The sequence below is a fragment of the Noviherbaspirillum aerium genome (assembly GCF_008929045.1).
Classification (GTDB): domain Bacteria; phylum Pseudomonadota; class Gammaproteobacteria; order Burkholderiales; family Burkholderiaceae_D; genus Noviherbaspirillum; species Noviherbaspirillum aerium.
The window spans coordinates 1-12,713 of record NZ_VFAH01000027.1; the positions used below are offsets into that span (position 1 = coordinate 1).

Sequence of the window (12,713 nt, forward strand, 5' to 3'; positions counted from 1 at the left end):
GCCTTAGGCAGAGGTAGACAGCAAGTTATTGATTTAATGAGAATATTTGAAACACGCTCGCCGCAAAGCCGCATGGATGCTTGCTCGCGCTACCGTCGTAATCTGCAGTAAAAACGAAAGCACCCCTAAAAGTACGTTAGAGTAACGGTTATTGCCTAGATGATACATTTTGGGGATGTCAGAGAGCTGGCATCATGGCGCTCGAAGCCGAAGACCGCGACCCATCACGTCGAAAGAAAATATCTCTTGTCAAATTCATGCAGGTGTCGGCACATTTTGACGTCGCAGTGATCAGATGCCGCGGCGAGGCTTCGGCACCCTGATCTTGTTCGTATAAGCGATTGTCACGCATACAATTTCCGCTGACTTGGAGCCACGTGAAAGGGACTGCCGCTACAAAAACACCTGTAGACAACATGTTTTGGCAGCCGGCAGTAGGCGTTACGATCAATCTGCGTGACGTCGAGGTTATCCAGGCGAACAGGAAGCAAGTTGGACGACACATGAAGATTCCAACTCAGGCCTCTGAGGACGCACCGCGCTGCTGCCGGCCGGCCTGGATAAATGGTCTTGACGCCGGTACGGTGTAGCGCGCAGCTGTTAACGCTTCGATGACCTGGTGTTCATGCGCTTAAACATCGTGGCCACCTGTCTCTCAGTGAACTCGATGCTCATGTACACCACCGGTATCTCAAGATGCAGAATGTTCTGCAGTCGCCTTAACTTTTGATGCACATCCTCCGGATCTGCTTTTGGATTGGTGACGCAGTATGCGTGCACGATCTCGGCTAGGTTCGCGTCGGGTGCGAACACACTCGAAATATCGGGTAACCAACCCCTCGGCGGACGCGCGCCAGCGCGTACCGGTCTGAATACCCCGGTTTGTGGATGAAATGCAATTTGCAGAACAGCGTCTTTCTTCCCGTCTGCATCAGGCAAGGGTACGCGGTAAAGAGCCGCCAGTAGTGCCGCAAGACGCCGCTTGCCATCGATGAGCAACAACGGCTCGCCGTCTCTGGCTGAATGTGCATTGCTGTTGCCTTGCGTGCGCTGCATGGTAATCCAGAACGGCACAAAGCCAAAATAAAGCCCCGCGAACAGGGCGGACACATGGCTTGCAGAAAAGAAATATCGACGGGCAAAGGATGCATGGACCATCGTGCCTGCGCGGAGGCTATCAAGCAGATACGCAAGTGGAGCGGTCGTGAGCAGATGCGTTGGCCGTTCGAACGAATGAGTTGCATGGGACATGGGCGGTTCTTTCAATGAAGTGGATTTGACATGGGTCAGCCGCGCTGAAGAGGTGAGGGGATCAGCCCTGTCGTTTGTCTGCGACAGCGCTGGCTCCCCTCAGCAGGCGGTACGACCGAGGGCAAGCGCGTGTTAATCAGCGGTTGAGCGGCTGCACCAGAGCCCCTTTTAGGGCCTTCGCTTGCTTGCGGACCTGATTCTCAGAGCGTGAGGTCCTGTTTGCAACGCAAAAGATGTCCAGCACCTCGCGCCGAGGCAGTCCAGGCTGTAAGTGATAGACGGCAATCGTGTTGTTGAGCATGCTGCGCAAGCGGTGAAGCGTATTCATAATTGCTTCTCGCGAGCAGGCTGGATTCAGAGCGCAATAGTCTGCGGTTACGGCGGCGAGATCGACCTGCGACTCAAAGAGACTCGCGACATCACTCACCCAGGCCGGGTCCGCATCGGTTGCCGAGCTTGCCACCTCTAGAGCCTCCGACGGCTTCAACTGCGGGTTGAGGGCGATGCGAAATCGCACCTGCTCGTAGCGATGTGTCAATACCGGGGCCCTGTACAGCACGGACAGCAGGGACAGTAACGGCTGATTGCCGTCGATCAGTGTCTCGGGCGCGTCGATGCACACAGTGGCGCTGCTGCAAGGGGTCATCGTTTGGACGATCTTGTAGCCCACCGTACAGCCGAGATACATCGAGCGCAGCAGCTCGCACGCTTGTTCAGGTGACCAGACAACTGGACGTGCAAAATCTGCCGGCACCAGAAAGCCGGACTGCAGTCGCTGCAGCAGGTCAGCCAGACGGTCGATTACGACCTGACTTACGACGCGGTTCATCAATCTGTTCTCCTCAAAGCAGGATGGTGATAACTGCCGTAGCCCTTTGCCGCAACAGTCATTTCATCGTAAGGCCGACACGCTTTTCGCAGTGCGAGCACACAGCCGAAAACAGTGAATGAAAAGCGCCATTATTTATGTGTCGTTTTTTAAGACACGCGAGCCGCAGGCAAGGAAATTTGTGTTAGGCACGGCGCATCAGCAGCCTGCGGCTTGGCATGCGCATGCAAGCGGTGACGATGCCTGCTGTCATAGCCGCAGCCGGCATGGTGTCCGGGTACATACGATGGAATGCCGACCAAAGCTGGGCGAAGTGGAAGAGGGTGGTCAGTGTCATAAAAGGACGTGCCGCCTTGGCTATATTGACCAGTCAAGGCAGGTCGCCGGCAGGCAGCCACTAGCCGCTGTGTACGGGGGCGATCTGATGTGGTCGCCATTGAGCCTGCGATCGTGGCGCCAATCAGGAGTTTGACGCACGTTCCTACGGCTTCGTCATGTGCGACGCTTCGCAATAGATTAACGACACGGCGCTCCCTTCCAGGGCCGCACCGTGCATGCTGCGAGCGGCAGAACCCGTCAGCTGTATCAATACAGCTGACGGGTGGTCATACAGAGTTGCGGCCTGCTAAGCAGCTCTCGCGACAAGATACTTCCTTCGAAGTACGTCGATTGCCTTATCGTCCTGCTCTGGCGTGAGAGTCAGGTCTTGTCTTTCCCGTTGCTTCGGATAGACATCAATACGCTGCACGTCGATCAGGTACCAGTCGGTTGCGGCACGGGCGATGCGAAACGCTGTCGCGCCTTGGGCGTAGCTGTAGCTGTTAGCCGACGGGCCTGCCGGCACCTGGTAAAACGACGCGCCGTTGCGCTCGCGTTTGGGAATGCCGAGGGCGTCCAGCTTCGCTTCGGCCCGTCGCATGGCCGCCAATACATCCTGGGCGTCCACCAGATTGACTCGCGCCCGCTGCTGCTGTGGCGCGATCGCTTCGTCAATTGCGACGACGTTTTCCGGCACGATCTTGATTTTCATGAGATCTTTCTCCTCTTTGAAGAGTTTCGTGAATAGCGAGCAGAGTACTGCTGGAAAAATTGCCCGTGACGCCGACTAGCTACCGCACGCGTGCAACGCGTGCGCGAATGTAGTGTTGGACCTCGACCTTTGCTTGTTCGAGCAAGCGTGTTTGATTAAACCGGGAAACTGGAATCCCGGCTTCAAGGAAGATGTCAATGACGGTAAGTGGGCGATCGCTCTTGAGTGCAGCACACTTAATGATTCGCTCGTCCAGATGGTGTAACCAAGGAAGAACCAGACGCAAAAACTTGGCATTGCACACCCGAACAGCGAGCTCCATGTCGTTGTGGTGACGCTGCGCCAGCGGCTGCAAGCGAAGGCCGTGTCGGACCAACCCTTCCAGCACGTCGAGAAGCATGGGCCCATCATCAAGCGTACGTGCGGAGCCGGCGAAGCAATAGTGGACAAAGCCGTTCTTCTTCAGTAAAGATGCCTTGAACAGATCCTCTTTTTGCGTGGCGTCCATTTGTGCCAGAAACGCCTCTAGGATTGGTCCGGCTTGAAGCAAGGCGGCGGACTTGCACAATCCAGCGATAAACTGTTCGGTAAGCGCATGATCGCTGGCCAGCCGCTCGAAGAGTCGGGGAGCGAACACGCGCCAGCTATCATTGCCATGCGCCGCGCAGGCCCACACGATCGCCATGAGATGCGGTCCGCATGTCTGCGTAGCGAAGTCGACCAAACAATCAAGCGGCGATGATTGGGCAGTCATGGTGCACTCCGTTTCTCTGTCCACTATTAACGATGCGCTGGTCGGCCTCTACGTTCGCCAACGCGTCTGACAGCATTATTATTACTGAAGTCCAAACGCATACAGCATTAAACGCCCGTACTGAACCAGTGCCTATTAAGGCAAAATCAGGATGTCGCCAATCTGCAATAGGTATTGACAAATTATGATAATTATTGTAGTAACGATCCAAGCATGACTGATGCCACTATTTTTGCTTTGGAGAGGTGGCGGAAGGCCGCTAAGATTGAGCGATCAACCGTACGGCAGAGCCGCTTGCAGAGCGGTGCAATGCACGGAACGTTGTTGAAGATCAGTTTGATCCATACCTGTGCGGTCAGTGATGAAACGCCACGCCAATGGCAGAGCTAGCTCCGATCAAGCGGGCACGAAAAGTCTACCGCAGGAAATTTTGCAATAATTTTATTTATGTTAAGTTTAATATCGCAGGCCGCGTAGTCAGCGGACAAGAAAGTACATCATGAATGGGCAAGAAAGTCCGAATATATTCTTGAGGGCATAGTTTTCGGGGCATTCGGACTTTGTTGCCCACTTCATTTCAGTGGACAGAAAATTTAGACTTTCTTGCCCGTTTTCGGCCACAAATCTTTCGACGGTAGTTTAATCATCCAACGGTTCGACGATAGCCCCAAAAACCAGCAAATTTCATGGATAAAGCCATAAATCTGGTAGCTATTGGGTTTAAACCATCATTATCACCGTTTAAAATAGGAATTCCTCCAACTATTGCTGACGCACGTTCGCCAGCCTGCCTAATGATCACAATCAGCACATCCAAAGGCCTTATAAAGGTAGAAAATTGGGATGAGATTCAAAACCGCTTCGGGTTCGTAAAGGATCTCGACGCATCAGCGCACAAACTAGACACCATCATTGGGCGCTATAAGTTTGAAGATAAGGTTGCTTGTGGTCTGTCGCACTGTCGTACTCTGCATTCACGAGGGTACATCGTAACGACCAAAGATGGTCACGAGACGAACATTGGCAAAGACTGCGGCAGGAAATACTTCGGAGTGAATTTCGAGATTTTGGCTAATCAATTCGACCGCGACCTCACTGAACAAGAAAACAGAGAATTTCTCTGGAATTTCAAGCTCCGGTTGCCAGAGTTGCGGGCTCGTATTGAGGCGATGCGAAAAGGAGCCAAAGGTGCAGATTGGGTGCATAGATATAGTGATCTACTGATTACTCCTTCCACGCGTTGTCCGAAAGAGATTTCCAGACAAGTAGCTGACATGGTGAAGACCAAGTCTAATTCCCTCATCATTTCACGGGAAGCTACGGAACAGGAGATCCAGAAAATGGAGAACGATCAGAAGAAGTCTTTACCAAGACCGCACTATGTTCATGAGACGATTGCCCAAATAGCAGGCCTCGAAGCACTATACCCGGAGAACAATCTCAAAAAGCTGCTGGTGCTGGACTTGGAAGAAAACATCAAGGCTCTTAACGACCTGAACATCGATCTACTGTCATTCGAGCAGTTAAGTCGTTGGAAACGATGGGCAGGAACAGTCGAGAATGCGCTTGAATCGGCAGCGTCCATTGTCAGTACAGGGCACGTACTTCTGACTTATAAAAATCTCAAGCCTCTTGTCAATGTGTTGACTGACCACCGTGAGATTCCGTTGTTCGAGGGTTTCCTCGCGGCCCTCAACGGGACACCGGTACATAGCTAAGGATTTGCGAGGCCTTTAGATTGGCGAATGGTTTAAAGGCCTCGTAGCTCTAGTGATGTTCCACAGTCACTTATTACAAAAGCCGCCCTGGCGGGAATTGGTAGCAACTTCGGCCGGTTTTTCGTGCGTTTTTTCCAATTCGTAGTCCTTTTATGCTTTTCAACAGTTTTTAATAAGAACCCGTAACAGGCGTCATAAAACCTTCAAAGGTTAGTGGATACTTCTTTCTTACGCCAGAAACAGTGAAGGACTTTACATAAGGAAACTTCTATCGTTTTCGCGTGTAGGTCCCAAATAGTGATATACGAAGAAATAATGGCACTTCCCCATTGGCATCTGATGCTTAGTAAAAGCTTTAGCTACGTGGTTGTTAGTGTATGGCATCATCAAGCTGCTTCTTGTGAAATGACTTAAGCCGATTCACTTGAGTGTTCATCTTCTAATTTTGCTTGAGAGGCAGTTTCGTTTGCCAGCACAGAAAGTACACCGCATCCGGAAGACGCTCCGGGTACCGTGCACTGGCTTCGAAGTTCTTTCAGTTGATCCCGAAGAGCCTGCAAAGCCTTCATCTGGTTTTCGACCTCTACAAGGTGCTTGTCTAGGAATGCATTCACATCACTGCAATCAACACTTGGGTTGTCGTGAATTTCAACCAACCGCTCGACCTCTTGCAACGTCAATCCCAGTGAACGGCAGTTTCTGATGAAAGAAAGCCGTTCCAAATCCTTAGCCGCGTAGATACGGTAGTTCGAGTCCGATCGCTCTGCCTTCCCTAGTAAGCCTTTGCGCTCGTAGAACCGGATCGTTACTGTTTGGCAACCTGTTGCTTTAGCTAATTCACCAATTTTCATGCATTCCTCCATTGACCTTATACCTAGTATAAGGTCTATCCTCTACCAGTGTGTAGAATCGCCTGGAGCCAAATAGTGTCTGAATCGAATGTCCGTCGTCGCAAAAGTATCTTTTCCATACCCAAAATGGATTGCCCTTCGGAAGAAAATCTCATCCGCATGGCGCTCAATAGTAGAGAAGATGTCGAGTCATTGTCCTTTGACTTGAGAAAGCGTGAGCTGGAAGCACTCCATAGAGGCGAACCCGACGACATTCTCAGTCGCCTGGAACCCTTGAAGCTGGGCGCGGTACTCCGCGAATCTATGGACCTTCCCTTGACGGACACGACGGAACATAGGGAAAGTACCTTCTCCATCCCGAAAATGGATTGTCCGTCTGAGGAAAACCTTATTCGGATGGCGCTCGGCAACGAGTCAACTGTCACGTCATTGACGTTCAATCTCGGCCAGCAGGAGTTGAAGGTGAGGCATCAGGGCGAGCCAGAGTCTATCCTTGCCCGACTCCAACCCTTGAAGTTGGGTGCAGTCCTTAAAGACTCCCAAGTGCGGCCTTCTTCGGCACCCGATGGAGAATTGCTGAAGAGCACCTTCTCCGTCCCGAAGATGGACTGCCCTTCGGAGGAAAACATGATTCGGATGGCCTTGAGTGACTTATCAAACATCAGTTCTCTTTCCTTTAACCTCTCCAAGCGCGAGGTTGTGGCCATCCACGGTGGCGACGCCGATGCTGTCCTCAATCGCTTGGAGCGACTGAATTTGGGCGCTGTGCTTCGTGAATCGGTGCACGTTACGGCTGGGCAGGCGACTGTGAAAACAAAAGCTGCCGAAGATGCGGCCGAAGCACGTACCCTGCGTACACTTCTGGCAATCAACGGCGTGATGTTCGTCTTCGAGCTTGCTCTCGGTTTATTAGCGGAGTCGACTGGCCTGATTGCTGACTCTCTGGACATGTTTGCAGATGCGGCTGTCTACGGGCTTGCACTTTATGCCGTCGGTAAGGCGGCCAGCTTGAAGTCGAGAGCCGCCCACCTTGCCGGCTGGCTTCAGCTTCTCCTGGCAGTAGGAGCGCTTTCTGAAGTCGTTCGCCGCTTTATCTTTGGCAGTGAACCGGAATCAGCGCTGATGATGGGCGTGGGCCTGATTGCTTTGGTAGCCAATGTGACATGTCTCGTCTTGATATCGAAGAAGCGAGACAGAGGCGCCCATATGACGGCCAGCTATATCTTCTCGGCGAACGATGTCATCGCAAATCTGGGAGTCATGACTGCCGGTCTTCTGGTGGCTTGGACGAAGTCTTCATACCCTGACCTGGTGATCGGAACGATCATTGGCGTCATCGTGCTGAACGGCGCGCGCCGGATTCTTCAGCTTAGGTAGATCCATGATTCCATCAAACAAACCTGCCAGGAAACTGGCAGTCGTTGTCGCGATCCTGGTCTTTTTGACGGATCTTGCGACCAAGGAAGCCATCTTCCGTTCCTTTGCTCTACAGGAATCGATTCCGATCACTTCGTTCTTCAACCTTGGCTTCTGGCTCAATCCGGGTGCCGCCTTTAGCTTTCTTAGCGACGCAGGTGGCTGGCAGCGCTATTTCTTTTCCACGATCGCCTTTGCTGTCATCACTTGGCTGGGTGCTGGAATCCTCTTCAATGGCTCGCTGACAAGGACCGTACGGATGGCGTTTGCTCTCATTGCCGGGGGCGCTGCCGGCAATCTCTACGATCGGATTGTCCGAGGTGCCGTCATCGACTGGATCGATTTACATTGGGCCGGCTGGCACTGGCCGGCGTTCAATATCGCTGATATGGGGATTGTGTGCGGTGCCGCCCTGATGGTGGTGACCAGCATGCGACCGACTGAGTCGTCTGTCCAACGAGGAACCCATGGTTGATCTCGCCTTCCGTTTTTATGCAACCCCTGCCGTGATTGCATTTGTAATGGCACTGTCGGTTATCCCGACGCCTGCTGCATTCGCACAAGGCGGCATGGTTGAAAAACTCATCGGAAAAACAGCCGAACCTGTGTCGCCTGACCTAGCCTTTTCCGTAAAGGCCAGGCGCGTTGACGCCACGCGCATTGCGCTCGACTATTCGGTTCGGCCAGGCTATTACCTGTATCGCGAGCGCATGGTGATCGCGCTCAAAGACGCCCCGGGGGTGCGCATCGCGCGAATCAACTTTCCGCCGACCGTAACCAAGGAGGACAAAACCTTCGGTCGATCTGAAGTCTTCAAAGCGTCGTTTATCGTTACCGTCCAGCTTGAAGGCAACACAAAAGCTGCGGCAATGGTGATGACTAACTATCAAGGCTGCTACGAAGCTCTCGGCGTGTGCTATCCACCCGAATCCAAGGCCATCACGATTCCGCCCCATAGCTAGCCGGCCATTGGCTGCAGGACAGATGGCGGCAGGCCGTGGGACCATAAGAAGGCCACATGACTCACCTAAGCAGAATCAATAGCTTCCCGAGCTACGCCCGCAGGCGGGATCGCCTGGATAATGTCGTGCTCGATAGGCCCGTAGTGAGCTACGTGCTCGCACTTGTTCTTGGCATGACAATGGTGTTGGGGTACGCCCCCTTCCATCTGTTCTTGGTGCCAGTGGTAGCCCTTGCCGGCTTGTTCCGGTTGGTAGCAGCGCAAGCTTCGGCCGCCCGTGCCGCGTTGGCAGCATTTTGCTTTGGACTCGGCATGTTTGGCACAGGCGTCAGTTGGGTGTTCATCAGCCTGCATACCTATGGCGGAATGCCTGCCATGCTCGCTGTGGGTGCAACGGGCCTGTTTTGCGCGTTTCTTGCCCTGTTCCCAACGCTGTTTGGTACGGTGTGCTGGTACGCGCATTCTCCGGCTTTGTCATTCCGTATCATGACAGTTCCGGCGTTGTGGGTCGGTTCAGAATGGTTACGTGGGACCCTGTTCACCGGATTCCCCTGGTTGACTGTAGGCTATTCCCAAATTCCGGGCAGCCCACTATCAGGGTATGCGCCCGTGTTCGGTGTTTATGGCCTGTCAGCGGTCGTCGCCCTCACCGCTGCGATACTGCTGCTGGCCTTGTTCCCAAGTGCGGTTGTAAGGAGAGCGATTCCCGTTGCAATCGGAATTGGTCTCTGGATCATCGGTGCTGCTCTTCAGCAGGTCGCCTGGACCTCACCGGTGGCCACGCCTATCCCCGTGGCGGTATTGCAGGGTAATATTCCGCAGGACCGGAAATGGCGTGCAGATGCGTTGGCCCCAACGCTGCAGTCGTACCTGTCTCTGGCGCGACAGAGCCAAGCGAAACTGGTCGTGCTTCCCGAAACCGCGATTCCAGTTTTCGCCGATCAGATGTCTGCTGCATACGCGACATCACTTGCGCAGCATGCCGCAAACAATAATGGCGACATGATCATTGGTATTGTAGAGCGCGTTCATCATAACGGCAGTATTCGCTACTACAACAGTGCAATCAGCACGGGCACCTCTCCGGCGCAGACGTACCGTAAGCAACATCTTGTGCCGTTCGGCGAATACATCCCGCCATTGTTTGGATGGGTTCTCAACGTGTTGCAGATCCCACTCACGGACATGACACCTGGTGCACCGGCCGGGGCGACACTTAAGGTCGCCGGAGAGAAGGTTGCAACCAACATTTGTTTCGAGGATGTGTTCGGGGAGGAGATCATTCGAGCCCTGCCTAACGCGACGCTGCTCGTCAATCTCAGCAATATCGCCTGGTTCGGCGACTCATTGGCAATACCGCAACACTTGCAGATCTCGCAGACACGGGCGCTCGAGACCGGACGATATATGCTACGGGCGACAAATACCGGTGCCACGGCCATCATTGATCAACGCGGGCGGGTAGTGAGGCGGGCGCCTTCGCACGAAACCTTCGTATTGACGGGCATGGCGCAAGGGTTTAGCGGCGCGACTCCTTACGTCAGGTTCGGCAATGCGCCAACCATCGTCTTTATCTGCGCCGGCACGTTCATGGCGCTATGGTTCGCCATCCGCCGCCGTACTGAATTACGCACCTGCGTTCTGCCATGAATCGCCACTTAAGCAAACATAGCCAGTGATTTGAAAAGACATGCATCAACGTACACCACAACGGGCATTTAATGCCCTGCCTCCCGATATCGGGCAGGTCATCGCTTCGCTTACCGACAACGAGTTCAGAGTCAAGTCGGTGATGACATCACTCAGAGTGAAGGATCTTCCAAGATTGCAGCTAACGCGAAAGTGGTGACACCTTCATCCGTCAGGGACGCGTTATGGATCGGTGATACCGCCCTTCGCCCTGGGATCGGCGTGTTTCGGGGGCACTCCGGCGACAATCACATGCATGCGCATTATGCGCATCAGCTCACCGTCGGGATCACACAGCCAGTGTGCATTACATTGGGCTCTGAAACGCGCTGTGCCCCTGCCCTGTTCATACCCGCGGGTATTGCACATCGACTTTCGCCGGGGAATGTACTGTCCCTGTATCTGGATCCGACTACCGATGAAGCAAGGGCGGTACTGCCATTGCTCGATAGGACAAGAGATATCGTCGAACCGTCCCGACAATTGCTCTGCATCGTGCTGGACTCGTTCAGTGCGGACAAATTGACACAGCACAGTTTTGAGCGTTTCCGCAGGCATCTGCAGCTAGGCGCCTTGCCGCCACGCGATGCCCGACTGGATGCAGTATTGCACCTGTTAAATCAGTCACTTGATCAGGAAGAATTCCTCAGCCGACGCTCTCTTGCGTCGAGCTCGGGCCTGTCAGAAAGCCGCTTCTCCCACTGGTTTCGTGAACGTACCGGCATGCCGGTACGCAGCTACCGAAAATGGCTTCGTCTCGTACGCGGCATCGAGCACGTACTTGCCGGCGATAGACTGACTGACGCTGCGCACGGTGCCGGATTTTCCGATCAGGCCCACTTTACACGGACCTTCGTCGCAACCTTCGGCATCAACCCGTCACTCGCCCTGGCTCGCCTTTCCAGCCAGTCGCCCGATCAGTAGCAGTTTCGTTCAATTGCTGCATGCGGTCTTCGGACAATATGGCCTCATATCGTTGTCTGGACACCTATCATGAACTTAGTTATTCGACGCATCGTGCGCTGGAGTGCCTATCCCATCGTACTCGGCGGCTGTGCCGTCGCGCTCGTCCGCATCACATCGAGTCATTTACCTTATTGGCCATTGGCACCGCTTGTTTCGTTGTTTGGCATCGCCTGCGTGGCCCTGCTGGAGCGCCTGCAGCCGTATGAACCTGCCTGGCTGGCGGATCACGGCGACACCCGTGAGGATATGCTGCATGCCTTCGTCAGCCTGACGCTGATCTTCACCTCGGTCAAAGCGATCGACTTGGCACTTCGCTATCTCCACGTGCCAAGCACAGCAATCTGGCCAACGCAATGGCCGATGTGGGCCCAAGTGCTGCTTGCCGGAGCCATCATTGATTTCGGCTTGTGGTTCATGCACTGGGCCAGTCACAAGAATGCTTCCTTGTGGCGGCTGCACGCATTGCATCACAGCGCAGAACGCCTTTACTGGCTTAATGGCGAACGACGCCATCCACTGAGTGCAATGGTGCTCGGTACGCCCGGACTGGTACTTGCTGCGCTGGCCGGCGCCCCGCCAGCAGCCATTGGATGCTGGCTGGCCATCGTATCAGTTCATCTCGCCTTCCAGCATGCCAACCTAGATTACAGCGTCGGCCCTCTGCGTCGACTGCTGGGTGTGGCGGAAATTCATCGCTGGCATCATAAACGTGAGTACGAAGATGCCCAAGTCAACTTTGGCGAATTCTGGCTTATTTGGGATCAACTTTTCGGAACGTTTCATTACCATCGCAACGGAGTTGGTGAAGGCGACGTAGGACTGCGCAATGAACGTATGCCGGATACTTATCTTGCACAGCTCACTTGGCCGTGGCGGCGATAGGTCATCGTCGCTCTTTCCGCTCATTGTGATGGGCGCTGCAGGCAATGCTACGATCAGATGCCTAAGGTTCAGTTTTTCATTGAATAGAATTGCACTGGACAGGCTGGGATCGGCCAGTATAAACCTTGTCAGTCACATGATCGTTGTCCGAGCATATGGTGGTTACGGCACGAATATTGAGGGCTTCGCAACCGTACTACGCTGCCGTAAGGCATTGCGTAGCCCACCCGAATGTCGCGGAATATGGGAGCCGTCAGATTACCAACAATGACGGCTCCCGCTTCACATTACGGTAAGTGGATAAACAACCTTGCCGTTACCGACTAGCCCCCGCCTTGATAGACGCTACCGAGTTCAGTTGGATGT

General features: G+C 53.9%; 12 protein-coding genes. 7 read left to right on the top strand and 5 right to left on the bottom strand.

Translation table 11 applies throughout. The features are described 5' to 3' along the window. Positions 1-600 precede the first annotated feature (600 nt). From FH061_RS25140 to FH061_RS25155, 4 genes are all read right to left on the bottom strand, one after another. A complete protein-coding gene (locus FH061_RS25140; protein WP_151638582.1) occupies positions 601-1,251 on the bottom strand; it encodes a hypothetical protein in 651 nt (216 codons plus the stop codon). A 136-nt stretch (positions 1,252-1,387) separates the two neighbouring features. Next, a complete protein-coding gene (locus tag FH061_RS25145) occupies positions 1,388-2,080 on the bottom strand; it encodes a hypothetical protein (RefSeq protein ID WP_151638583.1) in 693 nt (230 codons plus the stop codon). 625 nt (positions 2,081-2,705) lie between these two features. Further along, positions 2,706-3,110 (bottom strand): hypothetical protein, encoded by a 405-nt coding sequence (locus FH061_RS25150; protein ID WP_151638584.1) that lies wholly within the window; start codon positions 3,108-3,110, stop codon positions 2,706-2,708. 79 nt (positions 3,111-3,189) lie between these two features. Beyond that, positions 3,190-3,864, bottom strand: a complete 675-nt coding sequence (locus FH061_RS25155; RefSeq protein WP_151638585.1) for a hypothetical protein — start codon at positions 3,862-3,864, stop codon at positions 3,190-3,192. Between the two features lie 686 nt (positions 3,865-4,550). Here FH061_RS25155 and FH061_RS25160 point away from each other — a divergent pair. Beyond that, positions 4,551-5,582, top strand: coding sequence for a hypothetical protein (locus tag FH061_RS25160; RefSeq protein WP_225984877.1), 1,032 nt, complete (start codon positions 4,551-4,553; stop codon positions 5,580-5,582). A gap of 410 nt (positions 5,583-5,992) precedes the next feature. Here the strand turns inward: FH061_RS25160 and cadR are convergent, their stop codons facing one another. Continuing rightward, positions 5,993-6,433, bottom strand: coding sequence for a Cd(II)/Pb(II)-responsive transcriptional regulator (gene cadR, locus FH061_RS25165; protein ID WP_225984878.1), 441 nt, complete (start codon positions 6,431-6,433; stop codon positions 5,993-5,995). Between the two features lie 303 nt (positions 6,434-6,736). On the opposite strand from cadR, the gene FH061_RS25170 reads away from it, so the two are divergent. From FH061_RS25170 to FH061_RS25195, 6 genes are all read left to right on the top strand, one after another. Continuing rightward, positions 6,737-7,810, top strand: coding sequence for a cation transporter (locus tag FH061_RS25170; RefSeq protein WP_404822511.1), 1,074 nt, complete (start codon positions 6,737-6,739; stop codon positions 7,808-7,810). Positions 7,811-7,814: 4 nt separating this feature from the next. Then, positions 7,815-8,324: a signal peptidase II gene (lspA, locus tag FH061_RS25175; protein WP_151638587.1), complete on the top strand. Its 510-nt coding sequence runs from the start codon at positions 7,815-7,817 to the stop codon at positions 8,322-8,324. Next, on the top strand, positions 8,317-8,811 hold the full coding sequence (locus FH061_RS25180) for a protein-disulfide reductase DsbD N-terminal domain-containing protein (protein WP_151638588.1): 495 nt from the start codon (positions 8,317-8,319) through the stop codon (positions 8,809-8,811). The genes lspA and FH061_RS25180 overlap by 8 nt, the downstream gene beginning before the upstream one ends. A gap of 56 nt (positions 8,812-8,867) precedes the next feature. Then, a complete protein-coding gene (gene lnt, locus FH061_RS25185; RefSeq protein ID WP_151638589.1) occupies positions 8,868-10,460 on the top strand; it encodes an apolipoprotein N-acyltransferase in 1,593 nt (530 codons plus the stop codon). Positions 10,461-10,751: 291 nt separating this feature from the next. Beyond that, positions 10,752-11,423 carry an AraC family transcriptional regulator gene (locus FH061_RS25190; protein ID WP_151638590.1) on the top strand — a complete coding sequence of 224 codons (672 nt, stop codon included), beginning with the start codon at positions 10,752-10,754 and terminating at the stop codon, positions 11,421-11,423. A 69-nt stretch (positions 11,424-11,492) separates the two neighbouring features. Next, positions 11,493-12,347, top strand: coding sequence for a sterol desaturase family protein (locus FH061_RS25195; protein WP_151638591.1), 855 nt, complete (start codon positions 11,493-11,495; stop codon positions 12,345-12,347). Positions 12,348-12,713 lie beyond the last annotated feature (366 nt).

Excerpts from the sequence above, each read along its gene's own strand:
- FH061_RS25190 (WP_151638590.1), top strand. The coding sequence starts at position 10,752 with ATGCATGCGCATTATGCGCATCAGCTCACCGTCGGGATCACACAGCCA.
- FH061_RS25160 (WP_225984877.1), top strand. The coding sequence starts at position 4,551 with ATGGATAAAGCCATAAATCTGGTAGCTATTGGGTTTAAACCATCATTA.
- FH061_RS25170 (WP_404822511.1), top strand. The coding sequence starts at position 6,737 with ATGGACCTTCCCTTGACGGACACGACGGAACATAGGGAAAGTACCTTC.
- FH061_RS25140 (WP_151638582.1), bottom strand. The coding sequence starts at position 1,251 with ATGTCCCATGCAACTCATTCGTTCGAACGGCCAACGCATCTGCTCACG.
- cadR (WP_225984878.1), bottom strand. The coding sequence starts at position 6,433 with ATGAAAATTGGTGAATTAGCTAAAGCAACAGGTTGCCAAACAGTAACG.
- FH061_RS25150 (WP_151638584.1), bottom strand. The coding sequence starts at position 3,110 with ATGAAAATCAAGATCGTGCCGGAAAACGTCGTCGCAATTGACGAAGCG.
- FH061_RS25145 (WP_151638583.1), bottom strand. The coding sequence starts at position 2,080 with ATGAACCGCGTCGTAAGTCAGGTCGTAATCGACCGTCTGGCTGACCTG.
- lspA (WP_151638587.1), top strand. The coding sequence starts at position 7,815 with ATGATTCCATCAAACAAACCTGCCAGGAAACTGGCAGTCGTTGTCGCG.
- FH061_RS25155 (WP_151638585.1), bottom strand. The coding sequence starts at position 3,864 with ATGACTGCCCAATCATCGCCGCTTGATTGTTTGGTCGACTTCGCTACG.
- FH061_RS25195 (WP_151638591.1), top strand. The coding sequence starts at position 11,493 with ATGAACTTAGTTATTCGACGCATCGTGCGCTGGAGTGCCTATCCCATC.
- FH061_RS25180 (WP_151638588.1), top strand. The coding sequence starts at position 8,317 with ATGGTTGATCTCGCCTTCCGTTTTTATGCAACCCCTGCCGTGATTGCA.
- lnt (WP_151638589.1), top strand. The coding sequence starts at position 8,868 with ATGACTCACCTAAGCAGAATCAATAGCTTCCCGAGCTACGCCCGCAGG.